Annotated in this window: 25 protein-coding genes and 2 pseudogenes; 6 read left to right on the forward strand and 21 right to left on the reverse strand. The window is 39.8% G+C overall.

Annotated features, from left to right (window positions below; genetic code table 11):
• Window positions 1-251: 251 nt before the first annotated feature.
• Genes CBS1_RS00005 through atoD form a run of 11 tightly spaced genes read right to left on the reverse strand, consistent with a single transcriptional unit; the run spans window position 252 to window position 10,334 of the window.
• A complete protein-coding gene (locus tag CBS1_RS00005) occupies window positions 252-785 on the reverse strand; it encodes an OAM dimerization domain-containing protein (protein ID WP_241685530.1) in 534 nt (177 codons plus the stop codon).
• 25 nt (window positions 786-810) lie between these two features.
• A complete protein-coding gene (gene kamD / locus CBS1_RS00010; protein ID WP_090222529.1) occupies window positions 811-2,379 on the reverse strand; it encodes a lysine 5,6-aminomutase subunit alpha in 1,569 nt (522 codons plus the stop codon).
• Between the two features lie 46 nt (window positions 2,380-2,425).
• Window positions 2,426-3,856, reverse strand: coding sequence for a lysine 5,6-aminomutase reactivase ATPase KamC (gene kamC, locus CBS1_RS00015; protein WP_090222530.1), 1,431 nt, complete (start codon window positions 3,854-3,856; stop codon window positions 2,426-2,428).
• Between the two features lie 17 nt (window positions 3,857-3,873).
• A complete protein-coding gene (gene kamB, locus CBS1_RS00020) occupies window positions 3,874-4,944 on the reverse strand; it encodes a lysine 5,6-aminomutase reactivase subunit KamB (protein WP_090222532.1) in 1,071 nt (356 codons plus the stop codon).
• Between the two features lie 7 nt (window positions 4,945-4,951).
• A complete protein-coding gene (locus CBS1_RS00025; protein WP_033191144.1) occupies window positions 4,952-5,353 on the reverse strand; it encodes a MaoC family dehydratase in 402 nt (133 codons plus the stop codon).
• Window positions 5,343-6,626 carry a lysine 2,3-aminomutase gene (gene kamA / locus CBS1_RS00030; protein ID WP_090222533.1) on the reverse strand — a complete coding sequence of 428 codons (1,284 nt, stop codon included), beginning with the start codon at window positions 6,624-6,626 and terminating at the stop codon, window positions 5,343-5,345. The genes CBS1_RS00025 and kamA overlap by 11 nt, the downstream gene beginning before the upstream one ends.
• Before the next feature lie 21 nt (window positions 6,627-6,647).
• On the reverse strand, window positions 6,648-7,685 hold the full coding sequence (gene kdd, locus CBS1_RS00035; RefSeq protein ID WP_090222535.1) for an L-erythro-3,5-diaminohexanoate dehydrogenase: 1,038 nt from the start codon (window positions 7,683-7,685) through the stop codon (window positions 6,648-6,650).
• A gap of 26 nt (window positions 7,686-7,711) precedes the next feature.
• Window positions 7,712-8,527: a 3-keto-5-aminohexanoate cleavage enzyme gene (gene kce, locus CBS1_RS00040; RefSeq protein WP_090222537.1), complete on the reverse strand. Its 816-nt coding sequence runs from the start codon at window positions 8,525-8,527 to the stop codon at window positions 7,712-7,714.
• 38 nt (window positions 8,528-8,565) lie between these two features.
• On the reverse strand, window positions 8,566-8,985 hold the full coding sequence (gene kal, locus CBS1_RS00045; RefSeq protein ID WP_176759485.1) for a 3-aminobutyryl-CoA ammonia lyase: 420 nt from the start codon (window positions 8,983-8,985) through the stop codon (window positions 8,566-8,568).
• A 40-nt stretch (window positions 8,986-9,025) separates the two neighbouring features.
• Window positions 9,026-9,676 (reverse strand): 3-oxoacid CoA-transferase subunit B, encoded by a 651-nt coding sequence (locus CBS1_RS00050; RefSeq protein ID WP_164969231.1) that lies wholly within the window; start codon window positions 9,674-9,676, stop codon window positions 9,026-9,028.
• Between the two features lies 1 nt (window position 9,677).
• The gene (atoD, locus tag CBS1_RS00055; protein ID WP_090222538.1) at window positions 9,678-10,334 is read right to left on the reverse strand and encodes an acetate CoA-transferase subunit alpha; all 657 of its coding nucleotides are present in this window, start codon (window positions 10,332-10,334) and stop codon (window positions 9,678-9,680) included.
• A 357-nt stretch (window positions 10,335-10,691) separates the two neighbouring features.
• On the opposite strand from atoD, the gene pgeF reads away from it, so the two are divergent.
• Together pgeF and CBS1_RS00065 are read left to right on the forward strand one after the other, a co-directional pair.
• A complete protein-coding gene (gene pgeF / locus CBS1_RS00060; RefSeq protein WP_033191151.1) occupies window positions 10,692-11,501 on the forward strand; it encodes a peptidoglycan editing factor PgeF in 810 nt (269 codons plus the stop codon).
• Window positions 11,502-11,522: 21 nt separating this feature from the next.
• Window positions 11,523-12,245, forward strand: a complete 723-nt coding sequence (locus CBS1_RS00065; RefSeq protein WP_090222540.1) for an Mpv17/PMP22 family protein — start codon at window positions 11,523-11,525, stop codon at window positions 12,243-12,245.
• 22 nt (window positions 12,246-12,267) lie between these two features.
• Here the strand turns inward: CBS1_RS00065 and CBS1_RS00070 are convergent, their stop codons facing one another.
• From CBS1_RS00070 to CBS1_RS00080, 3 genes are read right to left on the reverse strand one after another with little or no spacing between them, the layout of a single operon-like run.
• A complete protein-coding gene (locus CBS1_RS00070) occupies window positions 12,268-12,846 on the reverse strand; it encodes a cysteine hydrolase family protein (protein WP_090222541.1) in 579 nt (192 codons plus the stop codon).
• A gap of 44 nt (window positions 12,847-12,890) precedes the next feature.
• Window positions 12,891-13,223: a hypothetical protein gene (locus CBS1_RS00075; protein WP_090222543.1), complete on the reverse strand. Its 333-nt coding sequence runs from the start codon at window positions 13,221-13,223 to the stop codon at window positions 12,891-12,893.
• Window positions 13,223-14,479: a DUF1576 domain-containing protein gene (locus CBS1_RS00080; RefSeq protein ID WP_033191154.1), complete on the reverse strand. Its 1,257-nt coding sequence runs from the start codon at window positions 14,477-14,479 to the stop codon at window positions 13,223-13,225. Before CBS1_RS00080 ends, CBS1_RS00075 begins: the two co-directional genes overlap by 1 nt.
• A gap of 212 nt (window positions 14,480-14,691) precedes the next feature.
• Here CBS1_RS00080 and CBS1_RS00085 point away from each other — a divergent pair, with 212 nt between their 5' ends.
• On the forward strand, window positions 14,692-15,891 hold the full coding sequence (locus tag CBS1_RS00085) for an IS110 family RNA-guided transposase (protein ID WP_241685499.1): 1,200 nt from the start codon (window positions 14,692-14,694) through the stop codon (window positions 15,889-15,891).
• A gap of 208 nt (window positions 15,892-16,099) precedes the next feature.
• Here the strand turns inward: CBS1_RS00085 and CBS1_RS00090 are convergent, their stop codons facing one another.
• Window positions 16,100-16,792, reverse strand: coding sequence for a queuosine precursor transporter (locus CBS1_RS00090; RefSeq protein WP_033191155.1), 693 nt, complete (start codon window positions 16,790-16,792; stop codon window positions 16,100-16,102).
• Between the two features lie 128 nt (window positions 16,793-16,920).
• Between CBS1_RS00090 and CBS1_RS10770 the strand changes: the two are divergent.
• The 3 genes and pseudogenes from CBS1_RS10770 to CBS1_RS10385 form a co-directional block, all read left to right on the forward strand.
• Window positions 16,921-16,992 (forward strand): annotated as a pseudogene (locus CBS1_RS10770) (hypothetical protein); the annotation flags it as partial.
• Between the two features lie 114 nt (window positions 16,993-17,106).
• On the forward strand, window positions 17,107-17,850 hold the full coding sequence (locus CBS1_RS10380; protein ID WP_338323362.1) for a DDE-type integrase/transposase/recombinase: 744 nt from the start codon (window positions 17,107-17,109) through the stop codon (window positions 17,848-17,850).
• 9 nt (window positions 17,851-17,859) lie between these two features.
• Window positions 17,860-18,498: pseudogene (locus tag CBS1_RS10385) on the forward strand (DDE-type integrase/transposase/recombinase); the annotation flags it as partial.
• A gap of 26 nt (window positions 18,499-18,524) precedes the next feature.
• Here the strand turns inward: CBS1_RS10385 and CBS1_RS00095 are convergent.
• The 6 genes from CBS1_RS00095 to CBS1_RS00120 all read right to left on the reverse strand — a co-directional run bounded on the left by CBS1_RS00095 (window position 18,525) and on the right by CBS1_RS00120 (window position 25,477).
• Window positions 18,525-18,857 (reverse strand): STAS domain-containing protein, encoded by a 333-nt coding sequence (locus tag CBS1_RS00095; protein WP_033191156.1) that lies wholly within the window; start codon window positions 18,855-18,857, stop codon window positions 18,525-18,527.
• Window positions 18,858-18,903: 46 nt separating this feature from the next.
• Entirely contained in the window at window positions 18,904-20,277 is a 1,374-nt protein-coding gene (locus tag CBS1_RS00100) for an ArsB/NhaD family transporter (protein WP_090222355.1), read from the reverse strand.
• Between the two features lie 34 nt (window positions 20,278-20,311).
• The gene (locus CBS1_RS00105; RefSeq protein ID WP_033191158.1) at window positions 20,312-21,259 is read right to left on the reverse strand and encodes a SufB/SufD family protein; all 948 of its coding nucleotides are present in this window, start codon (window positions 21,257-21,259) and stop codon (window positions 20,312-20,314) included.
• A gap of 12 nt (window positions 21,260-21,271) precedes the next feature.
• Window positions 21,272-22,006, reverse strand: coding sequence for an ATP-binding cassette domain-containing protein (locus CBS1_RS00110; RefSeq protein ID WP_090222353.1), 735 nt, complete (start codon window positions 22,004-22,006; stop codon window positions 21,272-21,274).
• Between the two features lie 26 nt (window positions 22,007-22,032).
• Window positions 22,033-22,773 (reverse strand): 2-phosphosulfolactate phosphatase, encoded by a 741-nt coding sequence (locus CBS1_RS00115; RefSeq protein WP_062946212.1) that lies wholly within the window; start codon window positions 22,771-22,773, stop codon window positions 22,033-22,035.
• A 154-nt stretch (window positions 22,774-22,927) separates the two neighbouring features.
• Window positions 22,928-25,477 carry an EAL domain-containing protein gene (locus tag CBS1_RS00120; protein ID WP_090222350.1) on the reverse strand — a complete coding sequence of 850 codons (2,550 nt, stop codon included), beginning with the start codon at window positions 25,475-25,477 and terminating at the stop codon, window positions 22,928-22,930.
• Window positions 25,478-25,577 lie beyond the last annotated feature (100 nt).

Genomic DNA, 25,577 nt, shown 5'->3' on the forward strand with positions numbered 1-25,577 from the left:
CTACCGAATCTTCTGACCCATTCTTGAGCAATGAATGCCGCGACGTCTTCTGCAAATGTACCAGGACCAAACCCAGCATCGAATCCAAGCTCTTTTGCAAGCTCGTGGGTAATCCTCGACCACCTACTATGGCTATGACTTTGTCTCTAATTCCTTCTGCTTCAAGTAGTTCTATCAGATGTGTTAAATTTTTTATGTGTACATTTTTTTGTGTTACTGTTTGTGAAACAAGCAAAGCATCAGCTTTTACTTCAATAGCTTTTGGCTACGAATTCTTCATTTGGGACTTGGCTGCCCATGTTGTATACCTCAAACATTCTGTACCTTTCAAGACCGTAGTGACCTGCGAATCCTTTCATGTTCAATATTGCATCAAGTCCAACCGTGTGCGCATCTGTACCCGTTGTTGCACCAACAACGACAAGTTTTCTGCCAATGTTTTTTTCTATGAAATCATCTATCTCTTCCATACTCATCTTGTGCACTTGGACTTTGGGAACTTTGATGGCTGTGTAATCTACAGTGTGTACACAATCACCGTAACCTATGAAGAACGTGAAACCGGGTGTGAGTTCGTGGTGGTAGACCACCATGGGGTTATCCAATCCCATTTTTTTCATGAGTTGCTTCGCTGCTTCCACAGCTTCGTCTCCATCAGGAACCGGGAGTGTGAAACTTACCTGCACTTTGCCGTCGTTCATCGTATCTCCGTAAGGTTTTATGGCCTTTAAATTCAGTGTTTTATCAAAGTCCTTCTTTTCAAGTGAATAGAGACCTCCACCCATGCATTTTCACCTCACAAAACTGTTTTTAATCTTTCTTGGCTTTGAGCATCTTTTCTATGAACGGGTTGTAGTAGTATTTGCCCTTTTCGAAAACACCGTCAAGTCCTTTTCCTCCGTTTATTGGACGTTTTGTGTTTGCGAAAACTCCCTTTTCGAGAGATTTAAACAAGCCATCTTCCCTCATCTTTTCAAGCAGTTCAATTGCTTGATCGAGCACCTGCTGAGCTCTTCTTTGGATTATACCACCAGGTTTGAAAATGACTTCGTCACCGATGTTTCTCATATTATTGAATATATACTTTGCCGTGTCAATAGCTACGTACCTGTCAGAGAGGAACGGAGTGTGTATCGCCTCGGTCATCATACCAAGTAGCTGGATACCTTGTTTTGTCCATATACCGACAACATTGAACATAGCATCCTGAACAAGACCACGGAATATGTTGCCCGTCATGAATCTTGTTGGTGGCATGTATTTGAGAGGTGCTTTCGGGAAGAGCTCTCTTGACAATTGTGCCTGAGCTAATTCGTACAAAAATCCATTTTCCAATGAAGGATCCATTTCAAATGCGTGACCGAGCCCCATCTGTTCTTCCGGTATGCCTGCTAAAAGTGCGAGTTGTTCGTTTATTAGTTGCGAAGATATAACGGTATAGCCTTGCTCGTAAGCGTCGGCTGTTGTCAAATAGTTGTCTTCACCCGTGTTAATGATAATTCCTGCGTAACCTAAGATGATCCTTGAGAAGTACTGGTCCACCATAGTTCTTATCATGTTTATATCTCTAAACAAAATTCCGTACAGTGCATCGTTTAACATGACATCCAGTCTTTCAAGTGCACCCAAGGCCGCAATTTCTGGCATGCACAAGCCAGAACTGTAGTTCGTTTGTCTTACGTACCTTCTCACTTCCTTAGCAACTTCATCTAAGGCTTTTCTCATGATTCTGAAGTTTTCTTGTGTTGCATACGTTCCTCCAAAACCTTCGGTAGTTGCTCCGTAAGGAACGTAGTCGAGCAGACTCTGGGCAGTTGACCTTATAACTGCAATAATGTCTGCTCCTTGCCTTACCGCAGCTTGCGCTTGCACAACGTCTTCATATATGTTTCCAGTTGCAACTATGACGTATATGTACGGTTGTGGTGGATCGCCAAGTTCCTCAAGCATTCTTTGTCTTTCCGCCTTTTTTTCATCTATTATTCCAATAGCTTTGTCAGCTAATTCATCAACAACACCCTTAATGTCATCCACACTGTGCATTGGCAATTTGGTAAGATCAAGTTTATCACTTGCAACGGCTTCTGCAATTTCCTGAGGAGTCATACCTGTTTCGAGTACAGCATTGCCGATGTACAGTGCGGCACCATTTTCAAGAGCACCTTTTTCTTTCAAATGATCAACAACAACATTTGGTAAAGGCACACCTTCATCGTTGATTCCGTCTATACCAAAGAACCTGCAAATCGTTCTTTCAACACTCACAGTTGAGTACTTTTGAACGAAATTTGTAACATCGAGTGCTATGTCTCTTGCCAATTGTCGAGCCTTCTCAACCTTTTTTGGGTCTATTCCGAGTTTACTTTCGAAATGCTCCATCTATTCTTCCCTCCTCGCTGTCTTTTCATTTTGTTGGCATCATTAATTATTTCCTACTTTCCAAAATCTTCTTAGCTTGCAAGATTATTTCTTCATTCACGCCAAGTAATTCCATAACCTTTATCGCTTCTTTCGGAACAGAACTACCGTCATCGGGGACAAGTTCGTAATCCATCAGGTCCTGAATATCGTTGAAAGACTGAACACTTTTTAGAGCATTCTCCCTCAATCCTTTAACTCTGAAACGCATCGGACATTCTACGTCGTCGAAGTGCGTAACGATTAGCACGAACTTTTCTGTTTTTTCAAAGCATTTGACAAGCGCATTGACGATGGCTGTTCCTTCGTACGGGTTTGTGGTTCTTGCAGGTTCGTCTATTAACACGAGTGCGTTGTTATTTAAAGCGTGTTTGTAAGCTTCGTTTATCAGCGTTATCTCCGATGCAAATGAAGAAAGACCACTCAACGGTCGCTGAAAATCTTCAGTTATCAGTGCTATAACTTCTACGAATGGGAGTTCAGCATGCTGTGATGGTACGAAGAAGCCAAGCGAGGCCATGTACTGAATAAGTGCAACAGTTCTTAAAATAACACTCTTACCTGACATGTTGGCACCGACAATTACAGTTACGCCACGTTTGATTGTTATATCCACAGGCTGATATTTTTTGCCACGCCTTTCAAGCTCATCTTTAAGCTGGGGATTGAACATTCCCATTATGCGTATCTCGTCTACTGGATATTCTTTGGGATGCAAATTGGGCTTTGTCAGACCAATTTCCTTTGACAATTTAGCTTTTGCTAATATGATATCAATGTATTTAATTCTGGTGATTGACTCATGCAAAATTTGAGCACGATCATGGAGCTTTTCCGATATTTTCTCGAGCACTTCGTCTTCTATGGCCTTTTCTTGCTGAGTAAGCTCGATTATGTAGCTTTCGGTATTCTCTGCGTCTACATTTTGGAGTAATTCTCGCTTCTTTTTTCTGATGTCGCGAAGCCTATCATCGTAAGCATCGTAAATGTAGAATGTTGGTAATCTTAGCTTTTCGGGGTCAAGGAGGTCTATTATTTCTGTTAAATCTGGGAGTGTAAAACGTTCATGACCAGAGATTAAATTCTCGTTCTTGTTTTTGATTTCTTGCGCAACAAGGACGAAATTTTTCAATTCAAAGAGCTCTATCTCATCGAGAGTTTCACCATTTGATATTCTTTCAATCGTTTTCGAAACATCGACAATGCATTCTAAATCGTGTTCAAGCTCTTCTACAACTTTAGGATAGTTGGTCAAGAGATGGAGGAAAAACTCAGTATCGTTAAGATGTTCTAATATATGTTCATAATTTAAAGGTTGAAGGTATTTAAAATATCTTTTCCCCATAGGAGTTTTGGGCTCGATTTTGTTTTTGATGTATTCAAATCCCGTCAGCCTTTCAAATTCTTCCCTCTTTGGAAGAGTTGTTGTTAGTGTCATTGGATTGTCCACCCACTTTAGTTAATCGATTCTGTTTCAAGCCTAACATCAATCACGGGAACGTCAACGTGTTTCTTTAGCTCTTGGATGATTTCAAGTGAGTTCAGTACATAACCGGTCGGTGAGAACGGGTTGACCGTTATTCCTATTATCGTTGCGCTCTTCAGTACACTTATTTTTGGTTTGTACTTTACGTAGTTTTCGTACGAGACAAAGACCTTGGTGAAGTCCCTAACTATTATTTCTTCGATGCCCTTGCTGTTTATAAATCTCAAAATACTGTCAGTCAGTGCACCTGGAATGTATATCTTTTGTATCTTTTCGTTTATAGCATTTCCTTCGCGCAGGCCCTCTATTTGTGTCGTATCGTACTGTTTACTCAAGTGAAGTGCCGATTCAACACCCAAATCTTTCCAGCTTCCATTTTGAAAAACGTGGACAGTAGATGCTTTGCTTAAAGCATCTTTATCATTCTCATTTGCTTCACTCAGCTGGCAGAGTGAATAGATGTACCTCGTATGCTTTATTATCTCCCTCTTATCAAGTGAATAAGCTGCACCTGTTGCAAGTACTATTCCATCCGCGATAAACGGTGTTGCCTGACTGAAGCGAGACAGTGCTCCGTCGATGATGACCAGTTCTGACAATTTCTTTAGCATTCCTACGGTTTCTTCCATCCAAGCAGCCGTAGGAGGACCAGAAAGTACAACTTTTCCAGGTTCAAGTGCCCTTGCAATGACAATCCTGCCAGTTGGTGTTTGCTGCTGAGAAACGTGAAGGATTTCCGAAAGCACCGTTTTCTTCTTGAAAAACAGTTCAGTTGTTGTGTATATGAAACTATAATCAACATGTACGGATGGCTTAAATGTACCAAAGACCAGATCTTTCTCCTCGCCATCCGTACCGATTGATGTAAGTGCGAGCGTTTTTTGAGATTTTACGTTTTTCACGATAAAGTTCAAGGTCTCTGTTTTACCAGTGTTTTTCTCAAGTCCAATGATTGCAATAACATTTTTCTCGAGAATTTCAGAAACAAGCCTATCGAAGTCTTTTTCCAAACTTCTCAATTCTCCCGATGTCTTTTCCATACTGCTCTCAAATCTTTACCAGTGCCTCACCTTCTATGGCGTTCTCCCCGTTTTGCTTTACAACATATGTTTCCAAGAGCACTCTTCGTTTTTCCTTATCTATCTCCTTTACCACTAACCTTACGGTAACTTCCTCGCCTATATACACAGGTCTTTTGAATTTTGCATTTTGCATCAGATAAATTGTCCCTGAGCCTGGGAATTCCATGCCAAGAACCGAGGAAACAATACCAAGCGATAAGATCCCGTGTGCTATTCTTCCACCAAATATAGTATTCTTTGCGTATTCTTCATCGAGATGAACAGGGTTCTTATCCCCAGTGGCTTCTGCAAAGAGCTTGACCATTTCGTCCGTCACAATCCTCTTTACCTCGTAAACTTGACCAACGTAAATGTCATCAATGTTCATCACCTTTTCCTCCTTTTTTCTCCTTCCATTCCATAATCCTCTCATGTCTTTCAAGGTGTGCGGGTTCAATGCTTATCTTCTTGTCAGTGAACAAGCTTGCAACACCTGAGAATTTGTATTTTGCTCTGTATTCGGAATCGTCAACATCAGATGTGGTATCTTCTGGTTCGTGGTAAGCAACAATAACACCTTCGTAGTTTCTGAGTATTACAGTGTGGTCTGACATTGATATCACATAATTGGGCATAACCCTTATCTTTCCGCCACCTGCTGGTGCGTCAACAACAAACGATGGTACGCAGAAACCAGATGTGTGCCCAATAAGGGCTTCCATTATCTCGAGACCTTTCTTAATTGAAGTTCTGAAATGAGTTAATCCCATAGAAAGATCACATTGGTAGATATAGTATGGTCTTACCCTGATCTTCACAAGTTGATGTACAAGTTCCATCATTATGTAAGGACTATCATTAATGCCCCTAAGCAACACCGTTTGATTACCCAATGGTATACCTGCATCTGCAAGCATTTCACATGCTCTTGAGGATTCTGGTGTTACTTCTTTTGGATGATTGAAGTGGGTGTTCAACCATATTGGATGGTATTTCTTAAGCATGTTTGTAAGTTCTGGTGTAACAATTTGTGGCAAGACAACAGGTGCTCTTGTTCCTATTCTTATAACTTCTACATGCTTGATTTTTCTAAGTTCTTTTAGAATATACTCGAGCATGTCAACACCAACAAGTAGGGCATCTCCACCAGATAGCAGAACATCCCTTACCTGAGGTGTTTCCCTTATGTACTCAATCATCGCATCAATCTCTTGTTTTGTCCTTGCTCTGTCATGTTGGCCTGCAAATCTTCTGCGCGTACAGTGTCGGCAGTACATTGAACACATATCTGTGATCAACATTAAGACTCTATCAGGATATCTGTGTGTAAGACCTGGTACAGGTGAATCTTCATCCTCATGGAGTGGGTCTGTCATATCCCATGGAGATACGAAAAGTTCTTTAGCAGTTGGAACCGCCTGACGTCTGATGGGGCATTTTGGATTATCAGGATCCATGAGGCTGGCATAGTAAGGAGTAATCGCCATTCTAAGTGTTTTAAGAGCATTCCTTACGCCTTCTTCTTCCTCAGGTGTAAGATTTATAACCTGCTTTAGCGTATCAACATCCATAATTCTGTTTCTCAATTGCCATTTCCAGTCGTTCCATTCTTCTTCTGTAACGTTTTTCCAAAGTGGAATTTCCTTAAAGTGTCTCGCCATTCTCGAAATACCTCCTTTAGTTTAGCAGTACAACTTTTCAAATAGTTCCCTTATTTCTTTTGACTCTCGGAGAATGTTGAGTGCGACTTCCGCATGACCTTTTGTGTAGCCGTTGCCAATTATCATCGTGACATCTTTTCCCACACCTTCAGCGCCAAGAGCCGCTCTTGTAAATGATGTTGCCATGCTGAAGAAATAGACGATTCCCTCATCTTTTGTGATAAGTATCGAAGACATTTCCGTAGCGGGTACGTTAACGTTGTTGATGACCACATCGCAGTACTGACCACCGGTGATTTCCATAACTTTCTGGTATACTTCAACAGGCTTTGTAGCATCTGCGATAATAACGTGGTGGGCAAGTCCCAACTGTTCTATTCTTTTTGCATTTTCTGGGGAATATTCTACAACGATTACTTTTCCATCTTTTCCGACCGCTTTCATCGCTTCGTATGCACACAGTATTCCTGATTTTCCACCGCCGCCAATAATACAAACAGTCATACCTGGTTTGACGAGTTTGCGTGTTTGTGCGGGTGCTCCAGCTACATCAAGTACAGCCAAAGCAAGCTTTTCAGGTATATCGTCGGGTAGCTTAGCATAAATACCACTTTCAAACAAGATAGCTTTACCCTCTATATCTACTTGGTCTGTGTCGATGTTCACATTGAGAATCTTGTCTATTCTCAAAGGCGTAAGCGATAAAGAAACAAGCGTTGCTATCTTGTCGCCCACTTTTAAGTCTGTTGGAAAATCTGGACCGATCTCTTCGACTATGCCTATCAACATGCCGCCAGAACCTGTGACAGGATTTTGCAACTTTCCACGTTCAGCAACGATTTTCAATATTGTGTCTTTTATACACTCAACATTCCCGTGACAAGACTCTTTAATTTGCGTGAAACTTGCGGAGTCTACATTAAGCGTTTTAACATCAATCAGCATCTCGTTGGTATAAATCTCCATTGTATTGTCAATTTTCGTTGCAGCTTGTGGTAGTGTTCCTTTGGGTTCAATAACCCTGTGCGTTCCAAATGGACACCCTTTAACGTTTTTCATACCTATACCTCCACTAATTCAACGTTTTATTTCTTAATCCCCAATATTCTTCTTGCTTCATCAGGTGTTGCAATCTCTCTGCCCACTTCTTTTGCAATGCGTACGATTCGTTCAACAAGCTGCGCATTACTCTTTGCAAGCTCACCCTTTCGGTAGTAGATGTTGTCCTCGAATCCTACCCTTACGTGTCCGCCCATAACTATCGCGTGCACAGCCAGCGGTAGTTCGTATCTACCAACTCCTGCAACTGACCATGTACAGCCTTCGGGCAGCTTGTTGACAAGAAAGACCAAATCTTCTATAGTTCCAGTCATCGCACCGGGAACACCCAAAACAAAATCGAAGTGAAGTGGTAAGTCTAATAATCCTTTCTTAACAAGTCTCAGAGCATTTTCAATCATTCCCGGCTCGAATATTTCTATTTCCGGTTTGATACCCTTTTCTTTCATGGTTCTGGCAAGCAGTTCCATAAACGACGGGGAGTTCATGAAGACGTCGTTGCCGAAATTACATGAACCGGCAGAAAGCGTCGCCATTTCCGGCATGGCATCCAAGCACTGAATTCTTTCTTCTGGTGTATGCCATACAGCCCCACCTGTTGAGAACTGTATTATTATGTCGCACTTTTCTTGAATTTTACGTTTGATCTCGGCGTACACTTCTTTTGATTGAGTAGGAGTTCCATCCGGCAATCTCGCATGGATGTGTGCAATAGAAGCACCCGCCTGCCAACACCTGTAGACCTCCTCAGCGATTTCGTCAGGAGTTACTGGAAGATTAGGCTGTTGTTCTTTTGTAACTTCTGCACCTGTAACTGCAACAGTGATAATTAGCTTTTCCATAGGTGTTCACCTCACATGTTGCGTGTATTTACGTAATATCATTCCTCGTGTTTGTACCTTTGTTTGTCTTTTGGAACAACACATGTACCGCTTGCTTTACAAACAAGGATTGGCTCTTCTAAGACCTCAGCTGCACTGTCGTTTATATCCGGTCTTGAGCGAATAACCTTGTAAGCTTCGAATTTCATTTTCCTTGAAGTGCGTCCAACTTCAACTATTTCCCCATGTGCTTCGATATAATCACCTGCAAAAACTGGGGCGAGGAATTCTATACTGTCATATGCTCTGAAAAGTCCTTCATCGCCATCGTATCTAATTAAAAGTTCGGTGGCAACATCTCCGAAAAGTTGCAATATCCTGGCGCCATCAACTAAATTACCTCCGTAATGTGCGTCACCTTGGCTCATGCGTATCCTAATCATTGCTTTTGGTAACTGCATGTTTTTTGCATTTTCCATGTTCTCATCCTCCAAGCATCAGTTAGCAAAAACCTCGAGACTAAAACTTTTTAAGATTCTCTGAAACTATCAACCTTGCCTCGGTTAATTTGAAAACTTCTTCAACAGTTGTTTCTTCGGCGATTTCTTCAAGTACAAGTCCTTCATCAGTTGGTCTGATTACAGCCAGTTCGGTTACGATAAGATCCACACGCCTAATGGATGTCAGAGGTAGTGTGCATTCCTTAAGTATCTTTGGCTCACCTTTTGCTGTGTGGGTCATTGCAACAATAACTCGCTTGGCACCGGTAACAAGATCCATAGCTCCTCCCATGCCTGGTATCATCTTTCCGGGTATCATCCAGTTCGCAAGGTGCCCTTTTTCATCGACCTGGAGCCCGCCAAGAACAGTTACATCCAAATGCCCTCCACGAATCATCGCAAAAGAAAAAGCACTATCAAACGTCATTGCGCCGGGTAGAGCGGTGACAAACCCTGCACCTGCGTTCGTCAAATCTTTGTTTTCAAAACCTTTTTCCGGTTCTGGTCCCATTCCGATTATTCCGTTCTCGCTTTGGAAAAAGACGTGAACGCCCTTGGGAATGTAGTTAGCTACAAGTGTAGGAAGTCCAATCCCAAGGTTGACCAAATCTCCTTCTTTTAATTCTTGAGCAACTCTTTTTGCTATCTTTTCTTTTGGGTCAATTGGCATATCACTTCACCCCCTGAGAGACCACGACATAATCTACAAGTACTCCGGGTGTTCGTATTTCATTTGGTGCCAACGTACCAACCGGAACAATCTCTTCAACCTCAACAATAACAAGTTCAGCTGCCATTGCCATTAAAGGATTGAAGTTTTCTGCCGTGAAGTTGTAAACAAGGTTTCCATAATAGTCACATCTTTTCGCCTTTATCAGTGCAATATCTGCTTTCAAAGGTAACTCGAGCAAGTATTTCTTTCCATCGATTTCAATAATTTGCTTCCCATTCTCAACGATAGTACCAACACCAGTGGGAGTAAGAATTCCGCCAAGGCCAGCACCACCCGCTCTAATGCGTTCAGCAAGAGTGCCTTGTGGAACGAGCTCAACTTCTAATTCACCAGCAATCATCTGTCTTTGCGTTTCTGGGTTTGTACCTATGTGGGAAACTATGACTTTTCTGCAGAGCTTGTTTTTAACAAGCTTACCAACACCGCGATCCTCGAATGCAGTGTCGTTTGCAATAATGGTCAGATTTCCGATGCCTCTTTCAACAATTTTGTCAACTATTCCTTCTGGCGTACCTACACCGAGGAAACCACCAACCATTATGGTGCTTCCTGGCTTGATAAATTCAACAGCATCGTCAAAGGATATTACTTTCAAGTCCGTTCCCCCCTTTACAGTAATGTAAGATTGAAGAATTCAAATTATTCACGTTCTTCCAATATTCAGTATATCATTGTTAACATGCGCTTTCTAACATCGAGAACTCACAATTTTCAGTGCATACTTAAGCAAAAAAGAGATTTCTGAAGGAAAAGTTAGAAAGGAGAAATCTTAATGCTGTTAGAAAGAAGCGGTTTTGTTTTGAACTAGGTAGCCTATTCTGTTTGTAACAATACGTAAAGTATGGTTAGATAGTATTTGAAAACATGCTATAATTAATAATAAGTTGGCCTCGACGATGTGGATCGATTTCGCTGGTATTTAGAATCTGTGAAATTGGAAAGGGTGGAATACATGAACAATACAAAACACATAGGAAATTACATCCTTAAAGAAATCAACGGCGTTTGGGTTGCAAAATCACCATTGCTCGAGCAGTTTCCGGAAATTACACATTATGTAACCACACGTAAAATTTCACCAGAAGCTGAACCTACCGACCTCACTGAGCTTAATTTGGCTCTCAGTTGTGAAGATTTTCCGAAATATTTTGAATTCTTTGCAAATAAGGTAAGGATCACTCCAGAAAGGTCCGTTTTTTCACACCAGGTTCACAGCAGGAATGTCAAGGTGGTTACAAGTGAGGATATCGGAGAACCTTACTGGAACAGAAAGCTTCGGGAAGTAGATGGACTTATAACAAGCGAAAAGGGACTTTACCTTGTTACTACCTACGCTGATTGCATGCCTATAATTGCGTACGACCCAACAAGGAAAGTCGTAGGTGTTGCCCACTCAGGTTGGAGGGGAACACTTTTGGAAATTGCAAAAGAGCTCATTTTGAAAATGAACGAAGAATTTGGAAGTGAACCGGCTGAGATATTTGTTTCCGTCGGTCCGTCGATTGGACCTGATAGCTTCGAAGTTGGTCCAGAGGTTGCAGCGGAGTTCTTGATGAAGTTTGGTAAGGAAGTTGTCAAGGAAGTAGAAGGAAAGATATACGTAAACTTATGGAGAGCTGTCCAGCTTACGCTGAACTCGGTTGGGGTATTTAGAATAGAGTTCTCAAACATAGACACATATATTCACACCGAATTTTTCTATTCTTACCGCAAAGAAAAGACAAAGAAAAGGTTCGCCGTTGTAATTGGATTGAATAGCTGATTTTTCAAGGAGGATTACAAGATGGAGAAAAATGTTCAGAACAGTAAGGAAGTATCAAAAGGGATTTCGGTATTTCAAATGGGAGATGTTGTGTCTATTCTTATCTTCATACTACTGGCCGTTATTTTGTTAAACGAAAGAACAAGAAATGCGTACGTTAGCCTCAATTCCGCACATCCATATTTGTTGGGTTTCCTAAAGGTGGGGATTCTGGCCACATTTGGTGAGGTTCTGTCGTTAAGAATAACTAAGGGGAAATATATTCTTCCAGCTGGAGTACTTTACAGATTCCTAGTCTGGGGATTTTTAGGGATCGTATTTGTGGCTGTTTTTGAGCTCTTCGCTTCGGGAACAAAAGTCTTGTTAGATAAGAATTTACTGCCCTATGTAGAGAGCGCAAGAGCATTCTTTCAGGCGTTCTATACAAGCCTTCTTATGAACTTGATCTTTGCCCCAACGTTCATGTCATTTCACAGAATTACCGACGGATATATTGACTTATCTGGTGGGAGATTGAGAAAGATGTTTTCAACAAGTTTCGATGAGGTCTTACGAGCAGTGGATTGGAATTTTTTCGTGAAATTCGTACTCGGTAAAACAATTCCACTTTTCTGGATTCCTGCTCATACGATAACATTTTTGCTGCCTGCTAGTTATAGAGTTCTGGTTGCTGCGTTGTTGTCCGTTTTTCTTGGTATATTACTCTCTTTTAGGAAGCGTTCTACCAGTGTTCGACATGGATGAATTGTTTATAGTTTTAGAACGATTAGAATGCTTTAAGCTTTTCAACAACTTCTTGGCTCGTGGAAATTGTTGAAAAACCATGGGCCAAATTTTTTAGTGAAGCGTAATGGTACCACTCGTCTTTATCCCACAGGCAGTCTTCCACCATGACAATTTCATATCCTCGCACAAAACCAGAACGTGCTGTGGTTTCGCAGCAAAGGTGGGTCATAACACCAGTGATAATGAGTTGATTAATACCATGTGTTTTTAGAAGTTCATCGAGATTTGTTTGATAAAACGCATCGTACGTTTCCTTTTCTATCTTAAAGTCTATTAGCCTTTCGTCAATACATAACTTCGTCCACTGCTCTTCGACGATGTTACCCCACCATTTTTTCATGTTGTTGCTCCCGTTTTTGTGAATAGTGGCTATTATAGGTAGGGATTTGTTTATTGCTCGAATACTTTCGATGAAGTTTTTTATTCTTTCAAGTACACTTTCAGAGCCTCTAAGGTAAGCGGGGGAATTTTTATCAAAAAAGTAATTCTGAACATCAACGATTAAAACAGCGGGACTAGATATGGTAAGAGGATGCTTTGTTTTCTCAAGGTAGAACACAAATGATCACACTCCCACTGTATTAAAAGTGTTAGCTTCTGGATTCACCTGTCAACGTAAATTTCTATTTTTATCACGTTTTCATCGTTTGAAACTTCGAGTTTTTTCAAATACGGTGCAATAGCGTATATATCTTGTAGATTCCCTACGTGTGTTGCTAATGAGGAATAGTATTTTAATTCAGAATGATCCTTTATTTTCGAAAGTTTTTTTAGTTCGATCATCATATCTTCTGTTACACTCATGTGTGCTTCGATAACTATGTAGAAATTCTTTTCAAGTGCAACGATCTCAGAGGATATAATGTGTGCACCATTCTTCAGTAAATAGTAAGTCATTTCGTTTATCACCGATACGAGCAGCTTTTCAAGTTCCATCAGTTTTGCCCCCTTCCACTATTCCATTTTTCAAGCAAGTTCTTAATAATAGTATCTTTCAGGTTCTTAAACGCGTCGATTATTGGTAGCAAAAAGAGTGCTACGAATCCTCCGGAAAAACCGTTATTGTACAAGTTCATCCCAAAGTGTAAAGTACCTATGTTCAGCACAAGAGCACTGTGCAAGTATCCAGCGATAACTCCCCAAATAAATCCAAATTCCCCAGCTACTGGTGCAAGTGTTGTGCCAAAGAGTACCGCTAAAACCATGGCAGGACTGTTGAATTCCTGGGCGTTAGTAAAAGCACCGATAAGTACGCCAATTACAATTGGTAATATGTTCTTCGGATGTTTTCCGAGTGCACCAAAACCGGCAAGCGTCATTATGCCGCCTATTGTTGGCCCATTTAGTTCTGAACCGATGAGAAGTACGAATGTTGTACCAGCAAGTCCGAGAATTCCAATATTTATAAATGTTACTGCCGCATTTTCCAAAAGTATAAAATCTGTCAACAATTTGCCGGAGTAATTGAATATGTTTTTGTAACCTTTGAACGACCAGTTGTTTAGTTTTAATCCGTATAATAAAATCGCGTAGAAAAGAGCGTATATAAATATTGCAAGTAATAGCTGATGTTCTCTGTGCCAGATAAGTCGTTGCTCCGGATGGAGGTTATACGCTTTCAAAAGTGCACCTATAAACATTCCAAGCAATCCTGCTGTGAATCCTATATTGTAAAGGTTGTAACCGCGGTGCAAAGTTAACGAGAAACTTGCAAGAGGTGGTAAGAAGAAACCAATTAGTAATGCCAAGACTAATCCCGTCAAATTAAATCCCTTGTTCAAAACCAGATGTGTAGTGATAGGTGCAAGTGCCGTACCGAATAACGCAACATAGAGATATGTTCTAATATTCTCACCGATTAACAACGTATACAGAAACACTCCAGCAACAAGTGGCCAGACGTTGAATATGTTCTTTCCAAAGAGTGCAAATCCACCGATTGTCATTATTGAAGCAATGGAAACACCTGTAGGCTGTATCGTTAGTGTTTTGAGTAACAGTATAAATAAAAGCATAAGGAGACCGCTATTAAGAAAGGCACCTCCAACACCCGCAATTTCCAAGTAGTCTGTAATTAAATAGTCAGGTGAGTGAATGATAGCACTTAGCTCCGATAATAAGTCTACATTTCCTACCACCAGACCAAAAAATATGAAAGAAGTAGAAATAAAAAGCAGCAGTTTATAGACCACATGTCCCCCTCCTACATAAAAATATGGTATAAATAATTTAGCTTAAAAAAATTGAGGGCAGGACAACTTATGTCACCTTGGCTTTTAAGCCATTTAAGGAGTCTGTTGCCTGCCTTTAACCATGATTAGTTGGTTGGGCTTTCAGCCCTCGTCAGCATGGAGGATTGGTTCAGCAGGCTCCCTGCCCTCATCATTCGAAAGGAGGTTCTTGTATGAATAACTTCTCCATATTCGTCGGCATCGATGTTTCCAAGGATAAGTTCAACGTCTGCGCTATCTCTAATCCCAGTTCCATCATCTTCGAATCTTCTTTCGATATGTCCCAGCAAGGCTTTTCCTCCTTCGCAAACAAACTCTCTGCCTTCCCAAAACAATCCATCATCATCGCTATGGAATCTACTGGCTGTTATCATCTCAACCTTCTGGCTTTCCTTTCTTCCAACGACTTTGCTTGCGCTGTTTTTAATCCTCTAACTGTTAAAAACTTTGCTTCTCTTCGAAAGACCAAAACCGACAAAATCGATGCTCGCATTATCGCTACTGCTTTGTTTTACCTACAACATCAAATTCCTTCTTCTGCTTTTGTCAACTCTGAGCTTCGTGATATTGTCAGAGCACGCGAAAACATTATCCACCGCATCGCAAAAGTTAAAGGCAATATCGAAAAACTGCTCAACGTTCTTTTCCCTGAACTCGAAAGAGTTACCAATATCTACAGTGACACTATCCTCAATCTTCTTTCTCATTTCCCTTCTGCCAAGGCTATTCAAAAGGCTCGTAATCTGGATGTGTTCTTTTCCAAAGACCGTGGCAGAAGTACAAAACTTAATGCTCAAAAACTTAAAGAACTCGCTAATAACTCGATTGCTCAATATTGGCCGATGAAAGAAAAGATTCTTGTGCAAAATATCAAAGAACTACAATTTTTACAGCAACAGCTTGAAGAATACGACAAGATGATGAAAGAATATTGCGAATGTAGTGCGATAAACCTTGATATCGAGATACTCACGTCAATACCAGGTATTGGTGAAAACAGCGCGATGCATTTCTTGGCAGAAGTTGGAGATATCTCAAGATTTAGTACATACAAAAAACTCATTGCGTATTGTGGACTCGATCCAAGCATTGCCCAATCAGGCAAAAGCAAAGTAGAAGGACACATATCGAAAAGGGGCAATGCCCACCTAAGACGAATACTATGGCTAATGGCAGTGAGTGTAGTGATTCACAACGAATATTTCCGAACATACTATGAACGAAAAAGGCAGCAAGGTTTACCGTACAAAAAAGCGATAATGTCAGTAGTACACAAGTTATTGCGAACGTTGTACGCAATGTTGAGAAAGAAAGAGAAGTTCAATATTGATTATGCTATCTCACACTCAAAACAAAAATTTAATTTTGCATAGTTGACTCCTTATACATTAAAGAAATAGTAACTCCGAGTCCACTAAGTTCTACACAGATAATTCTATCATAACGTTCGTTCATTTAGAAAAAAAGAACGAGGGGCTTTGCCCTCGTTTTAATTCGAATATTTAAGTAATTTCGTTTTCATCATATCTCAAGACCAGACCAACAAAAAGTCCACGAAATTTTGTTTGATTTTGCATCTTGTTAAAGCTTTGCCACTTCAAAATTTCTATCGTCTTCTTTCAAAAAATTAACTCCAAGGTACACGACCCAGGTATCGACATAGTCAAGTGCGAATTCCACAACACTGGTTGTTAGAAAAATTTGCAGGTACGTCTTAAAATCAACAAGTCCAAGGAATGCAATTGTCACAAATATGAGGTTATCGACAATTTGTCCTATCTTTGTTGCAGCGTTATTTCTCACCCAGAGTTTTGTTTTTCCTTTAAGAGCGTGATGTATCCAGACTGCCGTGTAACCGGAGAGTATAAAAGCGGTCCAACTTGCAAATGCTATTCTGGGAGTCAAAGCAAAGACTTGTGATAGATAGCTCTGTGCAAAGTCGTTTTTAGATGGAACATAGCTTGTATAGACGAGGCCAAGTAAAACAAAGGCAAGTTGCGCAAAAAATCCAGTCCAAACAGCTTTTCTTCCCTCTTCTTTACCATAAACTTCTGTCAAAATAGAATAGATAACGAATGCCATGCCCATGCTCATGTTGGCAGCAGTTACTTCAAGACCGAATAATTTGAATAGCTTCGCAACACCAAGGTTCGATGCTATGATAAGCGTGGCTAGAGCTACGTAAGCTCCTTCTCTTTTCATAAACCGAAGTGCCAAAAGAATAATCAAGGTTGAAAGCATGTACTCCAAAAACAGCACAAAAACGTTGAACATACCAATACCTCCCTAACCTTCTTCGATGCTGTTAACTAAAAGTATTGAAAATTTCCAAAAACCGTATTATCTTCTTATTAGTGGAACACCCCCCACCATCAATTCTCACAAAAAGGAGGTACTCCACTATGCAAAATTCTGTAGTCTCTTGCCCCAAATGCGGCTCTACCAACATCTACAAAAACGGTCATGATAAGTACGGTAACCAACAATACTTTTGCAAAGACTGTAAGCGCACTTTCAGACTTGTTCATTCAAAAAAACACAAGCTCTTCTCTTTCCCTTATCCTAAATGCCCTGTCTGTGGAAAAACTATGCAAATCCACAAAGTCAAAAAAGCCTTCGTTAAGTTCCGTTGCCGTTCTTGCCATACCAGAGACGAAATCCCAACTAACTTACCTCAATTTGTCCCTCTTCCTTTCGACTCTTTCAAGTTCTTCCGTTTCCCTATCTTTATTGTCCTTAAAGCCTTCGTCCTTTATTTCAAAGCTGTGTCCTTGCGTTCCATCAGAGACTCACTTAATATCAAAGTCTCTCATGTCGCTATCTACAAGTGGATCCTTAAGTTGTCTTGTTTCTTTTCCATCCTCGTTCCTGTAGATGCTTTCAAAGTCCATGGTGATGAAACTGTCGTTTTGTTTAAATCCAAAAAGTACTACGTTTGGTTCTTAGTTGAGCACGATTCGAATCTTATTGTTGCTTGGCATGTATCCAAATATCGCGATATGGGTCAAGTGAAGATATTGTTAGAGAAGTTCTTTGGTAACAACGAAAGAACAATCGAACTAATTACAGATGGACTTGGTGCATATGGTGCAGTGAAGATACTATACAAGAATATCAATCATATTGTTGTGAGACTTGGGCAAAACAATCAATGTGAATCGAAGTTTTCGTTATTCCAAGACTTTGTACGAGCCAAGCGTGGATTTAAGAATATTGACAATCTTCCAATGTACGTGAACAGCTTTTGTGTAGTGAGAAATCTCTTGAAACTGAACAACAATGATATTGCGCGTGTTATCTGTGTTCTATTGTCTTCCATCACTACAAGTTAACAGGATCCTTTCGACTCTTTCAAGTTCTTCCGTTTCCCTATCTTTATTGTCCTTAAAGCCTTCGTCCTTTATTTCAAAGCTGTGTCCTTGCGTTCCATCAGAGACTCACTTAATATCAAAGTCTCTCATGTCGCTATCTACAAGTGGATCCTTAAGTTGTCTTGTTTCTTTTCCATCCTCGTTCCTGTAGATGCTTTCAAAGTCCATGGTGATGAAACTGTCGTTGTGTTTAAATCCAAAAAGTACTACGTTTGGTTCTTAGTTGAGCACAATTCGAATCTTATTGTTGCTTGGCATGTGTCTAAGTATCGTGATATGGGTCAGGTGAAGATATTGTTAGAGAAGTTCTTTGGTAACAACGAAAGAGAAATCGAACTAATCACTGATGGACTTGGTGCGTATGGTGCAGTGAAGATACTATACAAGAATATCAACCATATAGTTGTGAGACTTGGGCAGAACAATCAATGTGAATCTAAATTTTCGTTATTCCAAGACTTTGTACGAGCCAAGCGTGGATTTAAGAATATTGACAATCTTCCAATGTACGTAAACAGCTTTTGTGTAGTGAGAAATCTCTTGAAACTGAACGGGAATGATATTGCGCGTGTTATGAGTGTTCTATTGTCTTCCATCACTACAAGTTAACAGCATCCCTTCTTCTTTAACTTTGATTATTCATCTTTAATGGCATTACTGACTGTCTCGTAGATTCTTATGATTCTATCTAGACCAGTTACCTCGAATAATGTTCGAATATTCTTGTTGGGGGCAACAATCTTTAGATATCCGTCCTGTAAAACCAATCTTTTATAAATACCGACAAGAATACCTAAACCATAGCTGTCAATATTCGTGGCGTGTGTCATATCCAGTATTACGTACTTTTTTCCATTCTCTAAGAATTCAGAGATAACCCAGTCCTTAAAACTTTGCGCATTTTGTATATCGATAGATCCACCAATCTTAATGACCACAGCTTTTCCATGTTCGGTGTATGTGTACATAGTTTGTATCACCTCTTTCCACCAATTATGCCGAATCTACATAATATTAAGAACGCGAAAGAGCATAGACCAAATAGATCGCTATGCTTGTTGTGAATAATGTGAGCACAGCAACAAAGAAAGTTTCTTTCACAAATATTTTGTTGTTCATTTCTATACCGTATAGTTTCAGTATCCTTGACCACATGATACCTGCCAACGCACCTATGAGTGTTATGTTTCCACCTATGTTTGAACCAACAACAAGGCTCATAGCGTAGTTTATTGGCTTTTTGTGTAATGCTTGCGCAAAGAATATAGTCATTGGCTGGTTTATCATCACGTTCGCAGCGAAAGCTGTAATAAACGTCGTCAATACGGTGCCAACTAGTTCGTTTTTGAAGTTAAAAAGCGAGCCTACGTATTTCGTTATTCCAAACCTTGTAAAAATATGCACAAATACAAAGAACGTTAACACCATCGGTAGCATCTTCCAAGGGACTCGTCTTAATGTATCAACTAAGAAAGTAAGGTTGTAATCAAACCTTCCGACTTCAACTACGACTTCATCTCTTTCAGAAAGTACATCTGAGAAGGCCGTATTCAGAAGAAGATATATCCCTGAAAATATCAAAATTGCCTTCCAAAGTTGTAGACCAATCAAATCACCTATCGCTATTGTAATAAAGAACAACATAAAAAATCCGCTTGATAAAAAAGCATAGCGTTTGTCTTTGATTGCGTTTTGAAGTTCTACTCCATTTTCACTACTTTCGAGTGTAATGGTAATTTCTTTGGGTAGTGTATTTCTATATTTGAGATAAAAAGCAATGAACGATGTAATTATAGCTACAATCGTTGGAAAAAACATCAGTTTTGCGTATCCAAAAAAGGTAAGTGAATAAGCTTGAGCTACTATAACATTAGTTGGATTCCCAATGTAAAAGAACATACTCCAAGTATTTGATGCAAAGAAGACAGAAATCAAATACGGTATCGGATTAATTCCTGCGTACTGGCTTATGTAAACGATAATAGGCGTAAGTGTCAAAGTCACGATATCGTTAGATGTAAAGATCGTAAGTACACCAGCAATAAGGACGAGATTTACAAACAGCTTTTTCCCCGTCTTGGAAACGCTTGCAAATCTGTACGCAATGAGCTTAAGGACTCCGGAAGCATCGAGAGAACCACATATGTAAGCCGAACCAAAGAATATTATCAGTATCTGCCAGGGAACTATATTCATCTGCGGCATTATAGCTGTCTTTATGGTCGTTAACGACGCAATGCCTGAGGCTATCAACAATCCAAGTACTCCTAAGGATACTCTTGCGTAGTCTAAAACTACTCTCTTGTTTCTAAAAACAACTTCAGGCTCTTTTATAACAAGATACACGGTAGCGAAAAACAGATGAATCGTGATTATCGTTGCTATCATCCATATCACCCGTCGGACGATGAAGATAGAAAAATCACATAAGAAGGCCCTTAATAATCAGCTCAGTAGCTTCATCTTCTGTCAATCCTTTTGCCATAAGTGTTTCAAGTTGCTTCTCACTTACACGGCCTATCGAAGCTTCATGGGTCAACTCTGCAAGGTCATTTGTTATTTTTAGAATAGGGGTAGTTGATACCACAACTTTTTCGCCTTTTGTAATTTCCTCACAAGAGATGTGAGCTCTGGAATAAGGTGCGTTGCCGTAAGCTTCGTTTAGAACATTTACTTTAGATTCATCAAGTCCGACAACAACAGTCTTGGCAAGGCCCCTCGCTCTTTCTCCATTTAGATAAACTACTTCGTTTATGTCCACTTCATCATTCTTGGAAGCTTTTACTTTGCTGACAAGTTCACCTACGGCATTTTCTTTTAAGGTTAGGTTCATTTTCACTTCCAGTCTTCCGACTCTTGTCTTTGTAAGGTGGAACGTATTCCTGTATACTCCACCATTTTCAACTACAGCATTAGTTGTTGTCTTAAGCGTTATTGTCCCCGCATCACTATGGTAATGTTCATCGTTATATTCCATGATGGCTCCTTCTTCGACAACTACGTTGGAAACGGCTTCGTGTGTGAATTCCTCAGCTTGCGGAAAAACGCAGTGAGCGGTGAATTTAACCTTGGCGTTTTTCTTCACTCTTATGTTGAACACAACACGCTGGTAGCCCTTCTTTTCTAAATAGCCTGTGCAAACATGAATAGGAAACGGAATTTGGACATTCTCCTCTATTTCCATATCGACCTGGACACCATCTTGCATTGTTGTGGGAACTAATTTCAAACCTGGGACGTTGTTAAGACCTATTACACGGTTACCGCTTATTATGATTGAAGCTATCCTTTTATCCATAAAGTTCGAAGCATCAGTTCCAAGTTTTTCCGCTGTTTTAACAATTGCCTCAAATTCCTTTTTCACATCCATACTTTCATCTCCCTATTTCCCGAGTTCGTTATTTTGAGGAATATTCGGATGTGTACAAGCTTCACAGGTATTTCGGAATGCGTTTAAGACATTTTCTGTTTTACCGTGCATTAAAACCTTGCCAGCGCATATTAGATAACCGTAGTCTGTGTTGTAAGCCATCTCTTCTCTGTGTGTTATTATAATTGGTGTTCCACCATATTGCGCGATGTAATTAACAACATCGTTGATTATGTTCAAGCTCATCAAGTCGATCCCGGAATCCGGTTCGTCTAATATCGCGTATCTTGGTTTTAGCAATATTATTGATGCCAACTCTACGCGCTTTCTTTCTCCACCACTCAGCGTTTTGTCAACAAACCTTTTAAGATAAAGATTGGGATTGAGCCCTACGAACTCCATTGCCTCGATAACCTCGTTTTTTTGGAGTGCGAGTTTCCCACCTAATGTCAGGTAACTTTCTATGGTCATTCCCTCAAATCTTGCAGGCTCTTGCCACATTAAGGTAATTCCAAGCTTGGCTCTTTCTGTTACTGTTAAACTGGTAATGTCCTTGCCGTCAAGCATGATTTTCCCTTTGTAGGGTTTGTACGAACTCAGCCCCATTATAACGTATCCTATCGTGCTCTTTCCTGCACCGTTTGTTCCAATTACTGCGTATTTATAACCTGGTAAAAACTTCATAGTCACATCACTTAGTATCTCTTTTTCATTAGTTCTGTAGGATATCTCAACCAGCTCTAACATCCTTTTCACCTCGTCCAACAATTTTATTATCCTATTTTGACTATTTTTCCATTTTCGAACTTGGCTATTAATCGAAAATGATCTATCATCTGACAGAATTCCAAATCTTTCTCAAAGCCCAGTTCCCGCAACCTGTGTGCGTGCTCTCCTGAAAAATCTGGACGTTTCAGTGATTCCCAGAGTTTTAACGCTATAATGGAGCTATCTGACAACCGGTGAGAACGTTTTCTAACAATTCCAAAAATAATCGCTCCTGCAACTTGGATGTCTTCGTAAGATGCTTCACCGTTGTTCCCAGCACAAATAATCGCAATATTTGTATAAGCGTCGTAACCGCTGAGCATGTTGACCACCGAACTTAAATTGAGGAAAGAAGCTAATAGAACTTTCTGAGCTATCCTTGAAGCACTGAGTATAGAACTAGTTCCGTTTGTTGTAGTCAGAATAACAGTTTTTTCCTTTACGGTTTTTTCATCGTACTCGAAAGGAGAATTCCCCAAATCGAAACCTTCAATCTTCTGTCCTCCTCGTTCACCACCCAGAAGATAACCTGGGTTATAATACTTCAGACTCAAGGCTTGCGCGATATCTGAAACTGGTATAACACATGTTGCACCATTCGATAAGGCAGTAATTATCGTAGAAGTTGCACGTAGTACATCAATTACTACCGAAATATCGAAATATTTAATCACGTCAGGTACTTCCGAATCTATTTTCCGTTCAAATAACTCCACTTCTTTGTAGTTGAAGAACGTGTAAAGCAAAAAAATCACCTCAGAGACAATTATACACCTCTGAGGTGGGATTAAGTGAAAAACGTATTGTAGCAATTAGTACAGAGTATTAATTTTTCGTAAATTTAGACCTTTCGTGTAAAACCTTGGTAAAATCATCAACAGACATAGGTTTACCAAAGTACTAACCTTGGAACAACTTGTAACCGATCATCGTCAATATTTCGAGCTGCTTTTCATTTTCTACTCCTTCAGGAATCGCATCTAAGTTGAATGACCTTGCGATGTTGTAGACTGCCTCTAGTATTTTTATTGAGCGTGAATCTTCCGGAATTCGCGATACAAACGACCTGTCGACTTTTATCTTTTTCAAAGGTAGTACTGTTAAGTATGATAATGAAGAGTAACCGGTTCCGAAGTCATCTATACACAGCTGGCAACCAAAGTTCAAAAGCTTCTCAACATTGCTCTTCACCGTTTGGTTCATGTCGATAAGTATGTTTTCGGTAAATTCAATAACTATCTTTTTTGGTTTTATCTCATAAGCAGAAATGATTTCAATGAAGCGTTCAGCCATATTTGGATGTCTTAGCTGAACTGGGCTAACATTTACATCGACAAATGCTATAGAATCGTCGTTACTAGCCATGAACTCACAGACTTGCCTTAGCACTTCTTCACCAACAGATATAATCATTCCGTTTTCTTCTAAAAATTTTATAAAATCAAGCGGTGGGACTATAGAACCGTCTTTTTTTAGCCAGCGTAGAAGCGCCTCTGCTCCAACTATTTCTGAATAAGAGTTACAAATAGGTTGCAAGAAGATCTTGAGCTCGCCATTGAAAACAGCTTCTTTCAACGCCCGCTCCTTTGTTGCTAATTCTTGGAGTTCGTTGTCAATAAGAGCACTGTAATAAACCGTGCCATCTCTTGAAGACTTTGCTCGTGAAAGTGCGAGGTTAAGCTTTCTCAATACGTCTTCGGCATTGTCCATCGAGCTAAAGATATGTATCCCTGTTGAAAACTTTATCTCCAAGATTTCGCTATTTACATTGTAGAACTTTCTTAATTCTGCTTCAAGTTTTCCTACAATGTTTGCAACAGTTGCTTTTGCCTGCTTATAGTCTTTTCCAACTTTTTCGAGCAAGATCCAAAATTCATCCGCATAAGGTCTTCCTATAGTGTCTCCCTCTCGAAGAACTTGTTTTAATCTTTTTGCAATTTCTCTTAGCAACTCATCCCCAAAGCTATGTCCCCTGGTACTGTTGAAAAGGGAGAAATCCCTGATATCTATGGCGATAACTGCGTTGTAATCATCTATCGAAGAGAACTCAATCGTTGAGGATAGCTTTCTTATGAAATAGTGTCTTGAATAAAGTCCTGTTAGTGGGTCCCTTTGCAGAACATTTCTTGCGATGTTCATAGCTTCCCTTTCAGCGGTGATATCAGTGTATATTGCGTATATAAGCACTTCTTCGTCGGTTTCAATTACGGAGACAGTAATCCTAACATCAACCAGCGTACCATCTTTTCTTCGCCTTGTCGTTTCAACTCTCAAGAATTTTTGCTCAAGAACTAAATTTCTAAGTTTATCAGACTCTGTTTCCAAATCTTTTGGCAATATTAACTCATCAATAGGTTTTGCGAGAACTTCTTCCTTGCTATAACCAAACATAGTAAGAAATTGGTTGTTGCACTCCTTGACTATCCCATCTTTGTCCAATATCACAGCACCATCAGGGATGTTTTCGAAAAGTGTTTTAAAAAATGCTTGGGTTTTTTCTATGTGCCTCTTTGAAGCAATTTCACTGGTTACATCCTTTAGAATAACAAGCACTGTACCATCTTTTTCGTATTCGGTTGTGGAAATACTAAGAAACTTGTTATTTTCGAAAATAATCTCACCGTTTTTCTTGATTAAATTTCTTATCTTTGCTTCTACTCTCCCAATTGTAGCTTCTCTTCCCAAACCAAGATGTTGTGAGGCAGATTCATTCATATCAAGAACACGTCCGTTAACACTATCAACTACAATATACCCATCTTTGGAGTATTCGTACGCTTTAAACCTTGCTGAGAGCAAAATTCTTCGCCATGCGTAATTTATGGTCAAGAGATTTAAAAACATTACTGTATGCGATAGAATAAACGAAAGCAGCGTGTAGTTAAAATTTGCGAGATATACCGCAACTGTGCCAGACATGCCAAATATAAATATTAAGATGGTGCGTTTCTTCGTTTTCTCGTCAAGCTTCTTACTCTCAAATATGTATTTAGCAGCCAATGAGAGCAATATTACAGCGAAAATGAAGTATGTCCAAGGAATAAACGAACCATGCGGCCTAATTTTTTCTGGACCGTAAAATACAGTCTTTACCTCGCCAGACCAAAATAACTTGTGGTATTCGTTAGTGAGTGCTAAAATTAAATAAAGTGTTGGAATGGTATATAGAAATAACATCTTATTTTTGGACTTTTCTGTTCCTGAAAAATCCAAAGTAAATGAAAACACGGCAACCGGTAAGTAAAGTAAAAGTATGTCCTGAAATTTTTCTAATAACAAGATGTTAGTTACTTCGTATTTGAAAAACTCTGTACAACTAAATAGCAATACGTGCACAGCAACATGAAGAGCACCTTTTGAAATTCTGTAAACCTTTCTATCTAAAGCATACGCAAAGTTTACAACAGATACAAGTACACCTATCATGGCCAATATTTTGTTGACAATCAACGTAATATCAACCACTCCTCATGTGCTGCTTTCTTAAGTTCTTTGAAACTATTTCCAAAAGAAATTATACCATATCTTAAATCAAACTTGTGTGATATGA

The sequence above is a fragment of the Fervidobacterium changbaicum genome, from assembly GCF_004117075.1.
In the GTDB taxonomy this organism is placed as follows: domain Bacteria; phylum Thermotogota; class Thermotogae; order Thermotogales; family Fervidobacteriaceae; genus Fervidobacterium; species Fervidobacterium islandicum.

Excerpts from the sequence above, each read along its gene's own strand:
- CBS1_RS00005 (WP_241685530.1), bottom strand. The coding sequence starts at position 785 with ATGGGTGGAGGTCTCTATTCACTTGAAAAGAAGGACTTTGATAAAACA.
- kamD (WP_090222529.1), bottom strand. The coding sequence starts at position 2,379 with ATGGAGCATTTCGAAAGTAAACTCGGAATAGACCCAAAAAAGGTTGAG.
- kamC (WP_090222530.1), bottom strand. The coding sequence starts at position 3,856 with ATGACACTAACAACAACTCTTCCAAAGAGGGAAGAATTTGAAAGGCTG.
- kamB (WP_090222532.1), bottom strand. The coding sequence starts at position 4,944 with ATGGAAAAGACATCGGGAGAATTGAGAAGTTTGGAAAAAGACTTCGAT.
- CBS1_RS00025 (WP_033191144.1), bottom strand. The coding sequence starts at position 5,353 with ATGAACATTGATGACATTTACGTTGGTCAAGTTTACGAGGTAAAGAGG.
- kamA (WP_090222533.1), bottom strand. The coding sequence starts at position 6,626 with ATGGCGAGACACTTTAAGGAAATTCCACTTTGGAAAAACGTTACAGAA.
- kdd (WP_090222535.1), bottom strand. The coding sequence starts at position 7,685 with ATGAAAAACGTTAAAGGGTGTCCATTTGGAACGCACAGGGTTATTGAA.
- kce (WP_090222537.1), bottom strand. The coding sequence starts at position 8,527 with ATGGAAAAGCTAATTATCACTGTTGCAGTTACAGGTGCAGAAGTTACA.
- kal (WP_176759485.1), bottom strand. The coding sequence starts at position 8,985 with ATGGAAAATGCAAAAAACATGCAGTTACCAAAAGCAATGATTAGGATA.
- CBS1_RS00050 (WP_164969231.1), bottom strand. The coding sequence starts at position 9,676 with ATGCCAATTGACCCAAAAGAAAAGATAGCAAAAAGAGTTGCTCAAGAA.
- pgeF (WP_033191151.1), top strand. The coding sequence starts at position 10,692 with ATGAACAATACAAAACACATAGGAAATTACATCCTTAAAGAAATCAAC.
- CBS1_RS00065 (WP_090222540.1), top strand. The coding sequence starts at position 11,523 with ATGGAGAAAAATGTTCAGAACAGTAAGGAAGTATCAAAAGGGATTTCG.
- CBS1_RS00075 (WP_090222543.1), bottom strand. The coding sequence starts at position 13,223 with ATGGAACTTGAAAAGCTGCTCGTATCGGTGATAAACGAAATGACTTAC.
- CBS1_RS00085 (WP_241685499.1), top strand. The coding sequence starts at position 14,692 with ATGAATAACTTCTCCATATTCGTCGGCATCGATGTTTCCAAGGATAAG.
- CBS1_RS00090 (WP_033191155.1), bottom strand. The coding sequence starts at position 16,792 with ATGTTCAACGTTTTTGTGCTGTTTTTGGAGTACATGCTTTCAACCTTG.
- CBS1_RS10380 (WP_338323362.1), top strand. The coding sequence starts at position 17,107 with ATGCAAATCCACAAAGTCAAAAAAGCCTTCGTTAAGTTCCGTTGCCGT.
- CBS1_RS00095 (WP_033191156.1), bottom strand. The coding sequence starts at position 18,857 with ATGTACACATACACCGAACATGGAAAAGCTGTGGTCATTAAGATTGGT.
- CBS1_RS00100 (WP_090222355.1), bottom strand. The coding sequence starts at position 20,277 with ATGATAGCAACGATAATCACGATTCATCTGTTTTTCGCTACCGTGTAT.
- CBS1_RS00105 (WP_033191158.1), bottom strand. The coding sequence starts at position 21,259 with ATGGATGTGAAAAAGGAATTTGAGGCAATTGTTAAAACAGCGGAAAAA.
- CBS1_RS00110 (WP_090222353.1), bottom strand. The coding sequence starts at position 22,006 with ATGTTAGAGCTGGTTGAGATATCCTACAGAACTAATGAAAAAGAGATA.